Origin of the sequence: Agarivorans aestuarii (assembly GCF_019670125.1) — a bacterium.
Lineage (GTDB): Bacteria > Pseudomonadota > Gammaproteobacteria > Enterobacterales > Celerinatantimonadaceae > Agarivorans > Agarivorans aestuarii.
This window is the reverse complement of sequence record NZ_AP023033.1, coordinates 3,055,547-3,074,377: the sequence shown is the minus strand read 5'-3', so window position 1 is coordinate 3,074,377 and position 18,831 is coordinate 3,055,547. Positions and strand designations below refer to the sequence as shown.

Sequence of the window (18,831 nt, the reverse complement as noted above, 5' to 3'; positions counted from 1 at the left end):
GCTTTAGCTCCCAGCTTTTAGGCACCTGCTTACTAGGTGTTCTGTAGCGTCTGGGATGTCGTCTCGTGTTAGCCGAAGGTTAACATACAGAGCATAAATGGAAGTTAATGCGCAATGGCCCCCGCAATTACATAGGAAGTAAAAACATGTCTAGTAAGAACAAGACATTCTATAGAGATATGCGCCGAAAAGCGCAGGAATTCGACAACCGTGAAGAATTTTTGAACCACGATCTCAAAATTATGAGTTTTCGTCGCTGGGGGATCCATTTACCACTGCGAGATTACAGCATTGAGATTGAGGATTGGGTTCCAGCCTTAGCCGCCACCATTGGTAAAGTAGTGATGGTAACCGCAATGGTTGCCGCGTTTGCCGCGCAATTTGGCTTATCGCCAGAGTTTGTTGCCGAAAACGTACGTTATGAGCTGCTTATTGCCGGCGCCTTATTTGTAATTTTGTTCTCTGCTATTTTAAACCCCAATGCAAACTTGGCCGGTACTCATGGGCCAATGATCCCCTTAATTCCATTAATTGCCGCCGCAGGAGGACACCCACTCGCGCTGGGTTTAATGGTGTGTGTATTTGGTTTGATTTTGGCTTATACCAAGGGGGGCTCTAAGTTAATGACACTAACCGGGGTTGGTGTTAGAGGGGGCTTGTTGATTTACCTTGGTGCTGTTGGTTTAATTGGTCAAATTAACAAAACCGAAGCTTGGGCGTCAGCTGGAAACCAAGGTTACATATCGTTTGCGGTGATTGGCGTTACCGTTTTAGTGTATGCCTATTTAGCAAAAGTAGGTAAACGTTGGTTAGCTATTCCGCTTTGTTCAGCTTTAGCAGGCATTGTTGCCTATGTATGTGGAGCAGATTTTGCCTTTACCACCGCACCTGGCTTACCGCATTTCAGTCCGTTTTACTGGTGGGGTGAAGATACTGGTTGGCAATTAGGTTGGCCGAATCTTCAGCACTTCATTGCGGTTATTCCTTTTGCCTTGCTTGCGGTAGCTATGTGGTCTCCAGACTATTTAGGTCACCGTGTATTCCAAGAGCTTAATTATCCGAAAGAAGCCAAAGGCGTGTTAATGGATGTGGATGACACCATGGTGGGTGCATCTGTGCGTCAAGGTGTTGGTGCATTATTGGGCGGAGGTAACTTAGCCTCATCGTGGGGAACCTACATGATCCCTGCAGCTATTGCTAAGCGCCCGATTCCTGGTGGCGCTTTGCTAACGGGTATCTTGTGTGTATTGGCATCGGTACTTGGTTATCCTATGGACTTAGCCATGTGGGAGCCAGTGTTGCGTGTTGCTCTTATCGTTGGGGTGTTCTTGCCTTTGCTTGAAGCTGGCATGCAAATGATTCACAAGCACAAAGATTCTTTAAGTGCCGGTATTTGTATTTTTGCCTGTGCCTTTGTTAACCCAGTGTTTGGTTGGGCCACTACCATGCTCCTAGATAACATGGGGTTAATTGGCGACCATGAGCGCGCTAAAGAACTATCGGCTAAAGATAAGTACCTTATTCCGGGCATAGCCTTTGTGATTTGTGTGGGTTCGCTAGCGATGGTGGGTCAGCTTCCTGGCATTCCAGCTTTAATTGGTAATTAAACGAGATAAAACCTATCTCGTTTAGCTATAAGGCAGCCTCTTTGGCTGCCTTTTTATTATTGCTCAAGATTAAACAATTAAACCTAGACGAAATTCTTTTGCATGTACTGTTCGATTTTGGCTGAAATATCGATTAACTTGTTTCTTAGCCAAGCATGAGCTGGATCTTGGCTAACTTTTTTCGGCCAAATAAGGTAGTTGGATACGCTTCTAAACTCAAATGGTGGCCTAAACACTTGCAACTGTAGCCGTTCTTCAAATTGTAAAGCCATAGATAGAGGCACTGCAGTGAGGTAGTGACTTTGGCTACACATAATGATGTTGCTAAACAAGGAACGCCCATGATAAGCCACTCGCCTTTTGCTTAAGTCGATGTTGGTGTAATGGCTAATGGTGTATTGCCGCTTTCTTTTTCTTTCTAATACCGCATGCTCTTCCTGCATATATTGCGCTTCGGATAAGCTGCCTTGAATTCGTGGGTGAGCTTTACTGCATACCACTACAAAGTCTCCGTCAAACAGCTTTTGGCAGGCTAAGCTAGGGTCTTTGGGAGGGAGAATATCGATCATCGCGTCGTATTCTTGAGTAATCAGCAACTCATACATATTTTCTTCATATTCGGGTTGGTCAAATATCTCTAGGCTTAAGTGTTTATTGGGAATTTGGGCAAATTGGTCGAGCAGTACCCACTGCAAATGCTCAGGCGCAGTGACGACAAAATTTCTCTTCGAACTCGCTGCATCAAAATGCCCGAAAGATTGAAATACATTATTAAGCTGCTGCAAGGGTTCTTGGATTTGTGCGTAAAGGTTCACCGAGTAGTTGGTGGGCGCTACACCGCGACCGCTACGAATAAAAAGCTCCTGCTGTACCTCATTTTTAAGGCGCCCCAGCATGGTAGAAATGGTTGACTGATTAGTATTTAGGTACTCTGCAGCTTTACTTAAACTGCCGTGCTCCATTACCGCGGCAAAAGCTGCTAGTAGATTGTATTTGGGGATATCGTTTTGCATGTTCGCTCACCATTGTCAGCTTAGAGCTAAAGCTCTTATACCTACCTATCGTAATTACGATGATTAACAATCATATTAGCCTATTTTTTGATAGTCCAGAACTCAATACAGTGGCTGCAATCAAATAAATGTAAAGCCTTAAGGTTGAATAATGACGAAGCGATTTAAGCAGTTGCTACTGCCAGTAGCTATTACCAGTACTTTGTTGGTAGCAAGTTATAGCGCAGCTACACCGGTAGTTGAAGCCAGTTCTACAGTGGGTCAAGAACTACAAACTAGTGCGGCAAGCCAATACCAAAATATTGATTTGGATGCTCGCTATAACGACGGCGTGTTGATTGAGCATTCATCAAACCTGTTCTGGGGTAAAGGCGAGCGAATCAAAGTTTTGTCTAAAACCGGTGAGACCTTAGCCTACACTGCTGAATCTGAACATGTTCATCCAACCTTGACGAAACACAGCCGCAAGATGGACCAAGCGATTATCCAAGTGGATGATAACGTTTATCTTGGTTACGGCTTTGGTATCGACACCCCAGTAATGATTGAAGGCGATGACGGTATCATCATCGTTGATCCAGGTGAGTCGGTAGAAATGGCTGAGTCGGTTAAAGACCAGTTTAGGAAAATTACCGATAAGCCAGTTAAAGCCATTATTTTCTCACACAACCATATCGACCATATCTCTGGTGTGCGTGCTTGGGTAACTGATGAGCAAGTAAGCTCTGGTGAAGTGAAAATTATCGCCCAAGATGGCCTAACCGCAGCAGTGGCTAACTGGTCGTCTAACCTTGGCTCTCTATTTGGACACCGTACTTCTTACACTGGTGCAAAACATGTGGAAGAGGGCGAACACGGTACTGTAAATGACGGTCTTGGTCCGCGCTTTATGCAGGGGGCTATCTCTTTCATTGAGCCTAATACTCTTATCGCCACCAATGCTACTTTAGATATCACTATCGCTGGCGTGCGTATGCAAATTGTAAACGTGCCTTCTGAAACTAAAGACGAAGTGGTTGTTTACCTACCCGAGCAAAAAATCCTGCATGCTGCAGAAGTATTGCAGGGCGAAAACTTCCCTAACTTGCACACTATTCGTGGTACCAAGTTCCGCGACCCAGCTATGTGGTTTAAAGGCATTGATGTGATGCGTCAGTTTGATACTGAAATCATGATCAACTCACATGGTCGCCCGGTTGAAGGCAAAGCAGCGGTTGCAAATGTATTAACGGCTTATCGTGATGCGATTCAATATACTCACGACCAAACTATTCGCTACATGAATAAAGGTTTAACGCCTGATGAGTTGGTTGAGGTAGTTAAGTTACCTAAACACCTGGCAGAGCACCCTTGGTTGGGCGAGCACTACGGTACTGTTGCTCACGCTGTTCGTCAGATCTACGTTGGTTATGTTGGTTTCTATGAAGCCGATCCTTGGCAACTAGAGCCTATGGCTTACCAACAACGTGCGAAGGCGTTTGTTGAGCTAATGGGTGGACGTGACAACATCATCAGCACCGCTAAAGCGGCAATTGAAGCTAAAAACTACACTTTTGCGGCAGAGATTCTATCTTACCCAATTACCGTAAATAAAGATGACATGCAGGCGCGCGAGCTTAAAGCGGCAGCCTATAAAGCGTGGTCTGCGGAGCAGGTTAACATTAACTGGCGCAACTGGGCCTTAAACGCAGCTGCTGAACTAGAAGGCGAGCGTGATTTCTCTAACCTTATTAGCTTTGCATCGGTTGACGTATTAACGGCGCTGCCAAGTAAGCAGATCTTCGACATGATGACTGCAACGCTTATTGCTGAAAATACCGTAGATGTGAACATGGCGATGAGCTACAGCTTTGCTGATACCGAAGAGGCTTTCACCATTGAGATTCGCAATGGTATTGCTCAGCTACACACTGAAGCATTAGCCGACGCCGATGTGAAAATTGCTACCTCTCGTGCTGTATTAAACCAAATACTTATGGCAGGTCCTAATTCGCTGCAAGTGATTGCGAGCAACATGGAAAATGGCAACTTTAAGTTTGAGCAAGGCAGCATAAAAGGCTTTGGTTTATTCATGAGCTATTTTGACCAAGCTACCAGCCCACAAGATCTAATGTTGATTGTACGTTAAGCAACGATGAAAGGAGCCGAGAGGCTCCTTTTTAAAGAGGTAACAGATGTTTAGATTGCTCACATATCTGCTGGTTATTATTCCAATGGCGGTATCTGCATGTGGCCTTCACCAGAGTACCGGTTTGTATTTTCAAACTGAGCCTGGCTCATTAGCAGTACTGGAAAACATTGTAGAAGCAAGAAAGAGTAACGCTTTAGGCAATGCCGATAAACCTGAACAATTCAGGCTTTATTTGTTTATGCGCCAGCTAGCTAAAGATAGTTCAAACGCTGTTAGTTTCAGCTTATTTGAAGCGATTAAAGGACATTACCGACAAGTACTTGTTGAGCCAAGGTTAAAGATAGTGTCTCGCGAAACACGGCCCACTCAACAAGAGCTTTTGGTGGTTACCGAGTTAGATGTATTAGATGCACTAGCAACCGGAAAACTTAGCTGGGAGAACGCAAGCGAACAAGGTTTGATTGTTATTAATGGTAATGCCCAAGATCTAGCAGCCTTGGAGCATTGGTTTGCCTCGCTGTTCCCCACAAACGCATAAATCCAGAGCTTAAAGCTGCGGTTTGCTGCTTACTTTTTCGCATATAACCAAATTTTGAGGAGTGCTTAATGCGCTTACTTCGTTCTATTTTTTCTAAAGTTAGCATCATACTTATGGTGCTAATCAAATTTGTTTGTTTCATGTTTGTGATGCTGGGAGGTGCTTATTTGTTAGCGCCAATGGGCACCATTAACTCAAAAGATATTGATAAGAGTATATATAGCAGCATGCCCAACGATACCATGATGATGCTGTTTAACTCTGAGTACTTTAGTGGATACCTGTTCGCAGTGACTATCGCCTTGGTTATTTTTGTGGCTTATTTATTGTGGCAGTTACACGAAGTTGCCGTGCATAAAGCGCATGAGAGAAAAAGTGCCCATATACAGTTGGTATTCGCACTGTCTTTGTGTGGCCTATTTTTGCATAAGGCTTGGTGGGTATTAGCCATTATCATAGCTTTTGCCAACTGGGCACACATTGGTGCGTCGATAAGCAAGGTTATTAGTGATGGAAGGCAGAAAGTCTCATCAAGCCTGCGTGCAACTGAAACTCCGGAGGCCTAAGTAATGAAAGAGGTAATGATTCCCTACATTCTAATTATGTGGATTTTGGTCTCGACTGGTGCGATTAAATGGACCTTGAAAAGTGCTTTCTGGATCGTGTCTGGTGGCCTATTAATTTTGGTATTGCTTGGTATTTTGTCCCGCTTATGGGCGCCTGTAGACTTAAGTTATTCATCTACCGTTAAGGCACCGCACTCGGTACTTTCGCCGTTGTTAGGCGAACAAATAGACACTATTTATGTTGAGCATAATCAGTATGTTAAACAAGGTGAGGTAATTTATACCCTCATCGACACAACATCTAGCGCAGACTTAGAGAAAATAAAAGCGTCGATAATTAAACAAGAAGAAGCCATTGCCCAATTTAAACGGGATGTAGCTCGCGCTAAAAAGTCGCCTGATATTTTTAAAAAGCGAGATGTTGAGTATTACCATTCACAACTACGCATAGCAGAGTCTGCCCTGGCCTCGTTACATGCCGATGCTAAAAGTACTGAGTTTGTACAGCAACGAAAAACCATTCGTGCGCCTTTTGATGGACAAGTCGCTGTGGTAAATGTGGCAGACGGAAGCCGCGTGGGCAATATGCATATATACGATACTGGACGTAAGTTTATGGAAATGCGTATTCCGGATCAAACCTATCGTTACGTTGAGGTAGGGCAGTTTGCTGAGTTTTATGTGGATGCTTATCCAGGCGAGATTTTCCGAGCTAGAGTTCACAGCCTTACTGCAGGTACTGGTGAGTCAGCGGTTTCTCCAATGCAGGGGCCGCAAAGTGTTCGCCAACATGTGGGTGCTAATACTAGTGCTCATGGTCGAACAGTAATATTAGAAATTGTTGAGCCAGAAGACAAAGTTATCCCGATTGGCGCTACTGGTTCGGCTTGGATCTCGGCCAGTAAACCGCACACATTTTTTGGCTTTATCGATGTAATTGGCGCAGCTACCGTTCGCCTGCACTCTTATAAGTCTTATTTAAACGCCATGTAAAAAGGGGATAAAAGTGCGCCCAGCTCTTGGGCTTGCGATTCTCCTTCTCCTGTTAATTTTTTATTTCAGCGCTAAATTTTCTTAGCGCTGATTTTAGGTTTTCTATGAAATTTAAAAATTTATTGTTGCTAGCAAGCTCTTCTCTATTGGTGACTAAGGCTTATCCGGGCGCTTATATGTTCCCTGAGCTTGGCATGATGAGCATTAGCACTGCTGGTGCGGGCGCTCAAGCGGTTGCCGAAGGCGCTGAAACGGCTTTTGCTAACCCCGCTGCAATGACCGAACTTAGTTCCACCGCCGTTGCTTTTAACTTGCAAGGTATGGTGTCCAATATTAACTATACCGATAGCGGTTCTACTGGCTTGTTTGCGGGTGGTGATTCATCGACTAAAGCGGGAACCGCTATGCCGGTAGCTTCGTTTTATGTTGTTACGCCACTTAGCGATAAGTGGTCAGCTGGCTTGGCTTTTGCGTCAGCTGGCGGTTCTATTATCGATTATGGCCCCCAGTTTTCGGGCTCTTTATTGTTACAAGATGCGCAACTAACCACGGTGCAGCTTAACCCTAGCATTGCTTACCAGGTAAAAGACAATTGGTCACTAGGTTTGGGGCTGGTGGCTGAATATGGCTTACTAGAGCAAAACTTTGCTGGTCATGAGGAGTCTTTGTTACCTCCGTTAACCGCAGAGGGAAGCAGTGTTGAGTTTGGTTACACCTTTAGCAGCTTATACAAGTTTAACCATAATAACCGTATTGGCTTTACTTATCGCTCTGAGCTAAATCATGCGATGGATGGAGATATCAGTACTAGCAATAACGGTAGCACTTCGTCGGTTAACATTATAATGCCTGCAACGGCGATTATAAGTGGTTACCATCAGCTAAACAGTAAGCCTGCTTTATTGTGGAGTTTAGGTTGGAGTGATTTTAGTAAAGTGTCTGAAACCGCTATTGCTCTGCCGAATCGAGATGCGGGTATTGCGCGTGAATGGCAAGATACTTTTTCTGCTAGCGTCGGCATGCATTACCCATTAAACCAGCATTGGCGTTTAGAAAGCGGTGTTTACTATGAAACCTCGCCGCAAGATGATCCAAGTTTGCAATATCCAGACGTACCTACTGGCGAGTTATGGAAGCTTGGGCTTGGAGCCAGCTACGAGATTAACCAAAATTGGCGCATGCAAATGTACTACGAGTATTACTACGGTGGTACTCCTAGTATTGACTACACCTTGTTTGAGGGAAGCGCGGCAGAAAGTACACTAAAAGGCGATTATGAGGCAGCCGTTCATTTCTTTGGTGTGCTGTTTAACTACCAGTTTTAGTTATTGTTAAGCCAATAAAAAACCAGCAAATACTTGCTGGTTTTTTTACTAAAGGGACGTTAATGCAGCTTGCGCTTATTTAACTTCTTCGCCTTTGGCTTGTAAGTCTGCATGGTAGCTTGAACGTACTAAAGGACCACAAGCCGCATGAGTAAAGCCCATGGCTTCGGCTTTTTCTTTTAATTCTTCAAACTCTGCTGGTGGTACATAACGCTCAACCGGCAAGTGGTGACGGCTAGGTTGTAAGTATTGGCCTAGCGTTAGCATAGTTACGCCGTGGTCGCGCAAATCTTGCATTACTTGCAAAATCTCTTCGTTGGTTTCGCCCAAACCCATCATTAAGCCCGATTTAGTCGGTACGTCTGGGTGTAGCTCTTTGAAGCGTTTTAGCAGAGTTAGCGACCATTGATAGTCTGAACCTGGGCGAACTTGCTTGTATAAACCCGGTGCAGTTTCCAAGTTATGGTTGAATACATCCGGTGGGTTCTTATCTAAGATCTCTAAGGCACGGTCCATGCGGCCTTTAAAATCTGGCACCAAAGTTTCAATCTGGATGTGTGGGCTGTGTTGGCGAATTTCACTGACACATTCAGCAAAGTGAGCAGCACCGCCGTCGCGCAAATCATCACGGTCTACCGAGGTAATTACAACATACTTAAGCTTCATGTCGGCAATGGTGGCTGCTAACTTGGCTGGCTCTTCGGTATCGAGGGCTAGCGGCTTACCGTGGCCTACATCGCAGAATGGACAACGACGAGTACAGATGTCACCCATAATCATAAAGGTAGCCGTACCGTGGTTAAAACACTCTGCTAAGTTAGGGCAGGAGGCTTCTTCACATACCGAGTGCAACTTGTGTTTGCGCATAGCACTTTTAATTTCGTTGATGCGCGTGGTATCAGCAGGAAGTTTAATACGCATCCAATCTGGCTTGCGTAGCATTGTTTCCTTTTCAGAGGGTATTACCTTCACTGGAATAAATGCCATTTTGTCGGCATCGCGAAGTTTTACTCCGGGTTCCATACGCACTTTCTTTGCACTCATAGTGTGGGTAGTCCTTGTTGATGTTCTGTACTGCTATAGGCTAATTGCTTGACTAATACTTGGCTAAGTTGCTCAGCAATTTGGCTAATGTTTGGAGTAGCGACATAATCGCTAACTTGCGCCATTTCTAAACCGGCATAACCACAGGGGTTAATTTGCAAAAACGGACTTAGGTCCATGTCTACGTTTAATGCTAAACCGTGAAAAGAGCAGCCTTTGCGGATCCGTAATCCTAAAGACGCTATCTTCTTTTGATCTACATACACACCGGGTGCGTCTTTTTTGGCAAAAGCCTCAATCTTATAATGACTAAGGGTTTCGATAATGCTTTGTTCGATAATGGTGACTAAGTCGCGAACACCAAGTTTACGGCGACGCAAGTTGAGCAAGGGGTAAGCCACCAGTTGGCCAGGGCCATGGTAAGTGACCTGACCGCCTCTATCTGCTTGCACCACCGGGATGTCGCTGCTGGCTAGTAGGTGTTCCGCTTTACCCGCCTGACCTTGAGTAAACACTGGCTGGTGTTCTACCAGCCACAATTCGTCGTCCTGCTCAGCGCTGCGTTGATCAGTAAAATCACGCATAGCTTGCAAGATGCTTGAATAGTCTTGAAGGCCTAGTTGGCGAATGATTAAGCGGTTTTGCTCAGGCATTATAGTACGTGGCGTACGTCTTCAATGGCACCAACCTGAGTGTAGAGGCTTTCAATGTGTTGTTTGCTTGTAACTTTTACAACCAAAGTAATTGATTTGTAGTTGCCTTTACTGCTTGGACGCGTTTTTGGGCTGTAGTCACCCGGTGCGAGCCCCTGTATAACACTCAACACTTCATCTTCTAAAGTATCGTTGTTTACGCCCATGATTTTAAAAGTAAAATCACATGGGAACTCTAAATATTCATCAAATTTAGTTTGCATTTCTGACCTAAGAATACTGATTTAAGCCGCGATTTTTGGTCGAGCTAGAAATAAAAAACGCGTTATTCTAACGCGTTTTTGTGAGCTTTGCCTAAAATTTCCGCCTATTCGCTTAGAGTTTATGCGCAGGCCTTATTGCTTAACTAAATAAAGAAGCAAAGAACAACTTAATGTAATCCAGTAAACGTTTGAAAATGCCGCCTTGTTCTACTTCTTGAAGCACAACCAAGGGGTATTCGGCAACATCTTCGTCACCAATTTGGAAGTAAACAGAACCTACGGTTTGGCCTTGGCTTAAAGGTGCTTTTAGCTCTTCTTTTAGCTCAAAACTTGCTTGAAGCTGGCTTGCTTGGCCGCGTGGTAGGGTAAGGGCGATATCTTGGTTAACACCTAAAGATACCGTGTCTTGATCGGCCATCCACACGGTTTGCTCTACAAAGCTGTCGCCAGCTTTATAAGGTTTAACGGTTTCGAAAAATCTAAAGCCCCAGTTGAGTAGCTTTTTACTCTCGGCAGCACGAGCTTTAGCAGAGTTAGTTCCCATTACTACTGCGACTAGGCGCATGTCTTTGTTGGTAGCAGAAGACACTAAGCTATAACCCGCTTTGCTAGTATGGCCAGTTTTCATGCCATCTACATTTAGGCTTTTATCCCACAATAGGGTGTTGCGGTTGTGCTGAGTAATACCATTAAAAGTGAATGACTTCTCTTTGTAGATGGCGTATTCCTCGGGCACATCCCGAATCATCGCTGTAGCTAAAATAGCCATATCTTTAGCGGTGGTATATTGCTCGGTGCTGTCTAGGCCGTGGCTGTTAGCGAAGTGAGTATTTACCATGCCTAAGTGGCCAGCCCAAGAGTTCATTAAGCTGGTGAAAGAGTCTTCGCTGCCGGCAATATGCTCTGCCATAGCTACACAGGCGTCGTTACCTGATTGAATAATGATGCCGCGGTTTAAATCAGCAACTTTGACCTGTTTGCCCACTTCAATGAACATTTTTGAAGAATCAGGGAAGTTCTTCGACCAAGCTTTTTCGCTAATGGTGACCATGCCATTTGGGTCAAGCTTGCCTGATTTGATTTCTTTACCAATGATGTAGCTGGTCATGATTTTGGTTAAGCTGGCAGGCGCTAGGCTGTCATCTTCATTTTCCGCAGCGATTACCCGGCCTGAGTCAAAATCGACTAAGTAGTAGGCTTTGGCAGAAATAATTGGAGCATTAGGGATAACTTGAGGAGCGGCATAGGCAAGGCTCATACTACTTGCAATCAGAAGCGCAGAGGCGCAGCTAACACGCTGAAATACATTTTTTATCATGGTTGGCTCTTTGGCTTGTTAGTCAATAAACACGGACGGCAAACACTATAACAAAAGTTTTCGGCAGTTTGTTAGTATCCTGCGCTAAATCCGCTAGTTTGCTTTCAGATTAATGATGTAAGCGTCTTTATAGGGGCCTTTACGCATATTTGCCAAGTACTTCTCGGCGCTTAATACATCGTAATAGGGGCCTAATCGCAATTTCTGCCAGCCATTTTCAGTAACTAATTGAGTGCTTAAACCTTCAGCTTTTAACTGCTGCTGGTGTTGTTCTAATACTTGCTGGTTTTTACTGGCGAGCAGTTGAACATAGTATTGCTGAGCACCCGGTTGCGGCTCTGTGGCGTTATTATCGTTATCAAAACGCAATAGCTTAATCTTTACCTTTGCGGTGCCGGATTTAAGCATATCGAGCTTGTAAGCTGCTGCGTAAGATAAATCGATGATGCGTTTTTGGTGGAAGGGGCCACGGTCGTTAACTCTTACAATAACGGTTTTGTTATTGCTTAAGTTGGTGACTTCTACATAGCTGGGCAGTGGCAAGTTTTTGTGGGCAGCCGACATGCTATACATGTCGTAAATCTCACCGTTGGAAGTGAGGTGGCCATGAAACTTTTTACCGTACCAGGACGCTTCTCCTTCAACTTCGTGTTGTTCTATGTCGCGCCAAACTTGATAGCTTTTGCCTCTTACTGTGTAATCGCGGTTACCTTGGCGGCTGTATGGCTCAAAACGTGGGATGGGGTTTTCGATATGGTCTAGCTCAGGAGCTGCATCAGGTGCCTTATCATTGCTCATACCATAACGTTGCTCGCTAGGTGATGAGCTACAAGCACTTAGCAGTGCTGCTAAGGCAACACTGCTTAAGTAAACGGTGACAAGGCGTTTAAACTTAATTGGCATTAGCTTGCGCCTGAGCCTTTCGTAGTTGCTCACTAAATTGATACACCGCCATGGCATAAAGCGGGCTGCGGTTATAGCGAGTAATTACATAGAAGTTATGTTCCGCTAACCAATAACTGTGGCCTTCAGCTTCTTCCAGCTCTAGTAGTTTGACGGGGGTGTTATTTGTTAAGGTCGCTTCGGTTTTTATTCCCGCTTGAGACAGCTCTTGCCAAGTATTGTTAATTTCTAACTTTTTGCTTAACCATGGTTTGGCCTGTGTAGTGTTTGACTCAGCGGCATGCACTACGGGTTGGCCTAATTGCCAGCGGTGTTTAGCAAAGTAGTTAGCTACGCTGCCTATGGCATCAACGGGATTGTTTAGCATGTCTACTTTGCCATCGTTATCAAAATCTACGCCGTAATGAATATAGCTAGAAGGGATAAACTGACCAAAGCCCATAGCGCCCGCATAGGAGCCTTTTACTTCATCAAGCTGCCAACCTTGTTGCTCGGCCAAGCGAATGTAGTAGGCAAATTCTTTACTAAAAAACCGGCCGCGTTTAGGGTAGTGGAAGCCTAAGGTGTAGAGGGCATCAATGACTGGGTAGGTACCTTTGTGGCGACCGTAATAGGTTTCTACGCCAATAATGGCAACGATAATTTGCGCTGGCACCTTAAACTCTTGCTCGGCGCGCTGGATGGTTTGCTGGTGCTCTTGCCAAAAGGCTAAACCTGCTTCCAAACGTTCTTCAGTTAGGAATAAATCACGGTATAGGTACCAGGGTTTGGCCTCCCATGGGCGAGTTATTGCATCGATTACCGCTTGTTGATAAGTGGCCTGCTCGGCGGCTTGTTCTAAGCTTTTAAGTGGAATATCAAGTTCTTGGCTTAATGCTTCAATACGTTGCTGTTGTTCGGTGTTGGCCAAGGCTGAAAACGACCACATTTGAGACAGAGCGAGTAATAAGCAACAACATAAGCGCATAGCAATCCTTATTGGGCATAAAGCCGTTTGTGAGTATGAACAGACATCAGAATGCCAAAACCTGCCATCAGTGTCACTATCGATGTGCCGCCATAGCTGACTAAAGGAAGTGGAACACCTACTACGGGCAATAAACCGCTCACCATGCCAATGTTTACAAAGATATAAACGAAGAAGGTTAAAATGATGCAACCAGCTAGCAAGCGGCCAAAGGCTGTTTGTGCTTGAGTGGCAATAAACAAGCCGCGACCAATGATGTAGAAATATAAACACATCAGTAGCACTACCCCTAAGAAGCCAAACTCTTCGGCAAATACTGCAAAAATAAAGTCGGTATGCCGCTCTGGTAAAAAGTCTAATTGAGATTGAGTTCCCTGCAGCCAGCCTTTACCTGAAAAACCACCCGAGCCAATGGCAATTTTAGACTGAATAATGTGGTACCCTGCGCCGAGTGGGTCACTTTCTGGATTAAGTAAAGTGAGTACCCGCTGACGCTGATAGTCGCGCATCAAGAAGAACCATAACAAAGGAATAAAGGCGGCAATGGCGGCACCTGCTGCTGCAACTAAACGCCAGCTCATTCCCGCAAGAAACAATGCGAAAATCCCAGAAGCAGCCACCAACAAAGATGTACCTAAGTCGGGCTGCTTTGCGATAAGCAGGGTTGGTGCGATAGCAATGGTTGCACCAATTAATAGATGTTTGAAGCTAGGCGGAAGAGGATGCTGGCTAATATAACGCGCCACCATTAGCGGCACGGCCAGCTTCATAATTTCAGATGGTTGGAAACGAATAAAACCAAGATCTAGCCAGCGCTGGGCTCCTTTACCCACATCGCCCACTATCAGCACGGCCAATAGCATCAACAAACCCGTGAAAAAGAAGAAGGGTGCCCAGCGTAAATAAACGTCGGGGGGAACTTGCGCTAGTACAAACATCACCACCGTGGCCAAGGCAATGCGCACCAGTTGGCGATTTAACATGGCCATGCTTTCGCCGCTAGCGCTGTATAATACAAACATACCCAAACCAATTAATAAGACTAAGCCAAGCAATAAGGGCCAATCTAGATGTAGCCGCCACCACAAAGAGTTTTTCTGCTCTTGGCTATAATTGCCCATGCTTAAAAGGTGTCCTTGGTTTCAAAATAACTATCAAATAACTTACGAATAACCGGCGCTGCATTGGAGCTACCACCGCCGGCATTTTCCACCACAACCGAGGCAACAATCTCGGGTTTTTCAAATGGTGCGTAGGCTACAAACATTGCGTTATCGCGGTGTTGCTCTTTAAGGCTTTCAGCATCATATTCAGCATCTTCAGCAATGCTAACAATTTGTGCAGTGCCTGATTTACCTGCAGCGACATAAGCGGTGTCTTCAAAAGCTTTGCGTGCGGTACCGTTACTCTTATTGATTACACCATACATGCCATCTAAAGCGACCTGCCAATTCTTATCACTGTTTAAAGCAATAGGCGCTTGAACTTGCGGCGGTAAGCCTATGTGAGAGTTGGCATCACCGACGCTTTTTAGAATACGCGGGGTAATGATTTTACCTTTGTTCACCAAAATATTGGTGGCTTGAGCTAGCTGAATTGGTGTGGTGGTCCAATAGCCTTGGCCAATACCAACCGAAATAGTATCGCCTTGCCACCAAGGTTGGCGGTAGCGAGCACGTTTCCACTCGCGGCTAGGCATATTGGCACGGCTTTCTTCATGAATATCAATGCCGGTGTATTTGCCAAAACCAAACTTGCTCATGTAGGTATGCATTTCATCGATGCCGGTTTCGTAAGCCAGTTTGTAAAAGTAGGTATCTACACTTTGTTCAATGGCTTTATACACATCAACCCAACCATGACCCCAGCGTTTCCAGTCGCGGAAGCGACGTTTGGTATTAGGGATTTGGAACCAACCTGGATCCCACATGCGTTGCTCGACGGTGATTTTACCCAGCTCTAAGCCCATAACCGCTAACTGCGGTTTAACCGTAGAAGCTGGCGGGTAAACACCTTTGGTAGCTCGGTTAATTAGTGGGCGGTCGGTAGAGTTAAGCAACTTGTTATAGTTTTTGCTGCTAATGCCATTTACAAACAGGTTGGGGTCATAGCTTGGGCTAGAAACCATGGCCAGTACGCCACTGGTTTTGGCATCAAGCAGAACTGCGGAACCACGGCGCCCTGCTAGTAACCTTTGGGCTTCTAGTTGCAAGCGAATATCTACGTTGAGGTAGAGATCTTTACCTGGAATAGGCGGAACAATCTTCATGGTTCGAATAATTCGGCCACGGTTATTTACTTCAACTTCTTGATAACCAACGCTGCCATGGAGAATTTCTTCGTAGTAGCGCTCGATACCTTGTTTGCCGATAGTGCGGGTTGCATCGTATTCGGCCAGTTTGTTTTCTTTCTCTAGGCGTTCTAAGTCTTTTGCGTTAATGCGCGCCACATAGCCCAATAAGTGGGTAAGGCTGTCACCATAGGGATAGAAGCGTATTAGGCTGGCATCAATACTGGCGCCATGAAATTTGTGCTGCTGCACACTAAACATGGCAACTTGCTGCTCGGTGAGCTGTGATTTAAGCACTACCGGCTTAAAGCGACGGGTGTGTTTGCGGTTTTGTTGAAATCGCTCAACATCGGTTTCGCTAAGCTCTAGTAATTCACTGAGTTCGGCGATCATTTGGTCGAGGTCGTCTACATTCTCAGGGATGATCTCTAAGCTAAAGTTGGGGCGATTTTCTGCCAGTAATACTCCGTTTCGGTCGTAAACCAAGCCGCGGGGAGGCGCAATAGGCAATACTTTAATGCGGTTGTCGTTAGAGCGAGTGGTGTAGGTTTCGTGTTGTTCAAACTGCAGATAATATAGGTTACCCAGCAATACACAGATAAGCGCGAAGGTACCTAGAATAGCCACCAGTGAACGACGGTTAAATAACCGTGATTCAGCCGAGTGGTCTCGCATTGCGACGCGCTGTCTTGCCATACTTTAGCGTTTATTCTCTGTGATAAGGATGGTTAGCCGTAACACTCCACGCACGATAGAGAGTCTCGGCAACGATAACTCTCACCATTGGGTGGGGTAAAGTAAGTGCCGATAGAGACCAGCGTTGTTCGGCGATGCTCGTGCAGCTAGGTGCTAGACCTTCTGGGCCCCCAATTAATAGGCTTACATCGCGGCCGTCCATTTTCCAGCTATCTAGCTGTTTGGCTAGCTGAGGAGTGGTCCAGGCTTTTCCGGTAACCTCTAAAGTGACTACTCGGTTGCCCTTAGGAATTACCGCTAAGGTGGCTTCACCTTCTTTATCGAGAATGCGCTTTATATCGGCATTTTTACCGCGGTTACCGGCTTTTACCTCAACCAGCTCTAGTGGCATATCTTTGGGAAAACGACGGGCATATTCTTGATAGGCCGTCTCAACCCATGCGGGCATTTTTGTGCCCACTGCCACTAACTGTATTTTCATCCGGCTTTGGACTCAGAAAGTGCTGGTGCCCATAATTTCTCAAGTTGGTAAAAGTCACGAGCGCTGTCTTGCATAACATGCAAGACCACATCACCTAGATCAACCAATACCCACTCTGATTCTTCCATGCCTTCAATGCCAATCACTTCTAGCTCAACCAGTTTGGCTTCTTTAACTACGTTGTCGGCAATGGATTTAACATGACGCTTAGAATTACCACTACAGATAATCATGGTATCGGTCACGTTAGAGAGTTGGCTTACGTCTAGATTTTGAATATCTCGACCTTTCATATCTTCAATTTTGTCTACTACAAAATCGATCAGTTGTTGGTTTTGCAACAAAAGAACCCCAAATTTGGCTTAAAAGATAAGTATATCACGCTCTGTCTGGCTAGGTTAAGCACCGTAAAGCTTATGTTGAAGAATATAATCGAGCACCTTTTCAGATAGCTGATTTTTCAGCAAGTCTAGGTTTGCCTGGTTTTGCAAGAGCTGGCGAATCTCGCTAGAAGAAATGTCCATCTCTTGCAGCTGACAGAAATAAATTTTGCCATTGTTGTGAGCGCTTAGCTCACGAACATCATTGCACAACTTAGTTTCAAGCCATTGGCTTAGCTGGTCTGAGACTTGTAAGTGGTAACCGGGGCGTGAAATCACGATCAAATGAGCGTAGTCGCAAAGCGTTTGCCATTCACGCCACTTATCAAGATGATTGAACGAATCTAAACCCATCACAAAGCCAAGCGGCTGATTTGGGTATTCATTAGCGAGTTGCTTAAGGGTATCGCAGGTATAAGAATGGCCACCACGCTCTACTTCTCGCCAATCGATTTTAAGCTGAGGATAATCACTTAGCGCCAACTCTAATAGCTGTTTGCGATGCCTTGCAGCACTATATTGCTTTTCTTTTAGTGGTGATAGTGCATTAGGCAACAAGGTGATATCTGTTGCATGGGTGGCGGCTAGCAGCTGCTGGGCACTAACAATATGGCCTAGGTGTATTGGGTCAAAAGAACCACCAAAAAACAACTTAAGCATGTTTTACCGCGGGGGATGCTAACTCAAATACTAAGCGCTCTAATTGGTGCCATGCATGGTCACCGGCAAACTGCTTAATGGCCTTGTCTATTTCGGCGACTTGCATACGCGCTGCGTTTACTTGTTGCGGGCTATAGCGTTTGGCCGCGCCACTCACCAAGCCTTGGCGTTTATTCCATACGCCATGCTGTTTAAACAAGCTTGAGTGATGGCTAGTGGGCTGCTCTTGTAGTAGCTGCAGTAGTTTAAATTCTTTGTCTAAACCCCAGTTAATTAACGTGGGCTCTTCGCCTTCTAACTGGAGCTGCTTAATGATTAATAAACTGCGCTGAAAGTCTCCACCCAGTAGGGCATCCACTAACTGGAAACTGGAGAAATGATTGGCGTGAGATAAGCCCGCTTCAATTTCTTTTAACGATGGCAGTTGCTGTCCCCAACGCAGTGAGATGGTTGAGATTGCTTGATTTAAAGCCAGCAGATTACCTTCGTAGTAATGCAGCAACAGCGAAATAAGGTCGTTACTGGCTGGAAGCTGATGTTGGCCTAAGCGTTGCCTTACCCAAGCGTGCAGCTGACCACCTTCCGGTGGATAAATCATTACCACCAAGCCTTGCTGGTCAAAAAACTTGTACCAGTTTTGCTTTTCATTGGCTTTGGTTAATTTTGGCAGGCTGAGTAAAAAACGGGTCTCAGGGTTAATTAGCGGTAGTAGCTCATCTAGCTGATTTTGAATGGCTTTATCGGGCACGCGATCAAGTTGCAGTTCAATTAAACGATACTGGCTAAATAGCGACAGCTCAGACATCGCATCAAATAAATCTGGCCACTGGAATTCTGCATCATAGGTGAACTTTATCCGCTCTTCAGCCAAGCCTTGTTGCTTCAACTGTTGGCGAATGCTATCGATACTCTCTAGTTTAATCAGCGGCTCTTCACCGGCGACTAAGTAACAGCCGTAATTTGCAGCATTTTGCTGTGACAGGCGGTCAGCGTAGATGCGCAT

General features: G+C 45.3%; 19 protein-coding genes. 6 read left to right on the top strand and 13 right to left on the bottom strand.

The window, feature by feature from the left end; genetic code table 11:
• Positions 1–146 precede the first annotated feature (146 nt).
• Positions 147–1,607: a DUF3360 family protein gene (locus tag K5609_RS14295; protein WP_221074238.1), complete on the top strand. Its 1,461-nt coding sequence runs from the start codon at positions 147–149 to the stop codon at positions 1,605–1,607.
• Between the two features lie 83 nt (positions 1,608–1,690).
• Here K5609_RS14295 and K5609_RS14290 read toward each other — a convergent pair whose 3' ends face one another.
• Positions 1,691–2,620: a LysR family transcriptional regulator gene (locus K5609_RS14290; protein ID WP_221074237.1), complete on the bottom strand. Its 930-nt coding sequence runs from the start codon at positions 2,618–2,620 to the stop codon at positions 1,691–1,693.
• A 151-nt stretch (positions 2,621–2,771) separates the two neighbouring features.
• On the opposite strand from K5609_RS14290, the gene K5609_RS14285 reads away from it, so the two are divergent.
• From K5609_RS14285 to K5609_RS14265, 5 genes are all read left to right on the top strand, one after another.
• Entirely contained in the window at positions 2,772–4,748 is a 1,977-nt protein-coding gene (locus tag K5609_RS14285; protein WP_221074236.1) for an alkyl sulfatase dimerization domain-containing protein, read from the top strand.
• A gap of 46 nt (positions 4,749–4,794) precedes the next feature.
• Complete coding sequence (locus K5609_RS14280; protein ID WP_221074235.1) at positions 4,795–5,289, top strand: hypothetical protein; 495 nt, start codon at positions 4,795–4,797, stop codon at positions 5,287–5,289.
• A gap of 68 nt (positions 5,290–5,357) precedes the next feature.
• Positions 5,358–5,855 carry a magnesium transporter gene (locus K5609_RS14275; protein ID WP_221074234.1) on the top strand — a complete coding sequence of 166 codons (498 nt, stop codon included), beginning with the start codon at positions 5,358–5,360 and terminating at the stop codon, positions 5,853–5,855.
• Between the two features lie 3 nt (positions 5,856–5,858).
• Complete coding sequence (locus K5609_RS14270; RefSeq protein ID WP_221074233.1) at positions 5,859–6,848, top strand: efflux RND transporter periplasmic adaptor subunit; 990 nt, start codon at positions 5,859–5,861, stop codon at positions 6,846–6,848.
• 104 nt (positions 6,849–6,952) lie between these two features.
• Positions 6,953–8,173: an OmpP1/FadL family transporter gene (locus K5609_RS14265; RefSeq protein WP_221074232.1), complete on the top strand. Its 1,221-nt coding sequence runs from the start codon at positions 6,953–6,955 to the stop codon at positions 8,171–8,173.
• 75 nt (positions 8,174–8,248) lie between these two features.
• On the opposite strand, the gene lipA is transcribed toward K5609_RS14265, so the two are convergent.
• From lipA to holA, 12 genes are all read right to left on the bottom strand, one after another.
• Positions 8,249–9,217, bottom strand: a complete 969-nt coding sequence (gene lipA, locus K5609_RS14260) for a lipoyl synthase (RefSeq protein ID WP_221074231.1) — start codon at positions 9,215–9,217, stop codon at positions 8,249–8,251.
• The gene (gene lipB, locus K5609_RS14255; protein ID WP_221074230.1) at positions 9,214–9,870 is read right to left on the bottom strand and encodes a lipoyl(octanoyl) transferase LipB; all 657 of its coding nucleotides are present in this window, start codon (positions 9,868–9,870) and stop codon (positions 9,214–9,216) included. The genes lipA and lipB overlap by 4 nt, the downstream gene beginning before the upstream one ends.
• On the bottom strand, positions 9,870–10,148 hold the full coding sequence (ybeD, locus tag K5609_RS14250; RefSeq protein WP_425514838.1) for a DUF493 family protein YbeD: 279 nt from the start codon (positions 10,146–10,148) through the stop codon (positions 9,870–9,872). Before ybeD ends, lipB begins: the two co-directional genes overlap by 1 nt.
• A 124-nt stretch (positions 10,149–10,272) precedes the next feature.
• Positions 10,273–11,451: a serine hydrolase gene (locus K5609_RS14245; protein WP_221074228.1), complete on the bottom strand. Its 1,179-nt coding sequence runs from the start codon at positions 11,449–11,451 to the stop codon at positions 10,273–10,275.
• Between the two features lie 93 nt (positions 11,452–11,544).
• Positions 11,545–12,354 carry a septal ring lytic transglycosylase RlpA family protein gene (locus K5609_RS14240; RefSeq protein ID WP_221074227.1) on the bottom strand — a complete coding sequence of 270 codons (810 nt, stop codon included), beginning with the start codon at positions 12,352–12,354 and terminating at the stop codon, positions 11,545–11,547.
• Positions 12,344–13,321, bottom strand: coding sequence for a lytic murein transglycosylase B (gene mltB, locus K5609_RS14235; RefSeq protein ID WP_221074226.1), 978 nt, complete (start codon positions 13,319–13,321; stop codon positions 12,344–12,346). The genes K5609_RS14240 and mltB overlap by 11 nt, the downstream gene beginning before the upstream one ends.
• An 8-nt stretch (positions 13,322–13,329) precedes the next feature.
• Entirely contained in the window at positions 13,330–14,442 is a 1,113-nt protein-coding gene (gene rodA, locus K5609_RS14230; protein WP_221074225.1) for a rod shape-determining protein RodA, read from the bottom strand.
• Positions 14,443–14,444: 2 nt separating this feature from the next.
• Entirely contained in the window at positions 14,445–16,307 is a 1,863-nt protein-coding gene (gene mrdA / locus K5609_RS14225; protein WP_221074224.1) for a penicillin-binding protein 2, read from the bottom strand.
• Positions 16,308–16,317: 10 nt separating this feature from the next.
• Positions 16,318–16,788: a 23S rRNA (pseudouridine(1915)-N(3))-methyltransferase RlmH gene (gene rlmH, locus K5609_RS14220; RefSeq protein WP_163131315.1), complete on the bottom strand. Its 471-nt coding sequence runs from the start codon at positions 16,786–16,788 to the stop codon at positions 16,318–16,320.
• Complete coding sequence (gene rsfS / locus K5609_RS14215) at positions 16,785–17,129, bottom strand: ribosome silencing factor (RefSeq protein ID WP_221074223.1); 345 nt, start codon at positions 17,127–17,129, stop codon at positions 16,785–16,787. The genes rlmH and rsfS overlap by 4 nt, the downstream gene beginning before the upstream one ends.
• A gap of 57 nt (positions 17,130–17,186) precedes the next feature.
• Positions 17,187–17,828: a nicotinate-nucleotide adenylyltransferase gene (gene nadD, locus K5609_RS14210; protein WP_221074222.1), complete on the bottom strand. Its 642-nt coding sequence runs from the start codon at positions 17,826–17,828 to the stop codon at positions 17,187–17,189.
• Entirely contained in the window at positions 17,821–18,831 is a 1,011-nt protein-coding gene (gene holA, locus K5609_RS14205) for a DNA polymerase III subunit delta (RefSeq protein ID WP_221074221.1), read from the bottom strand. The genes nadD and holA overlap by 8 nt, the downstream gene beginning before the upstream one ends.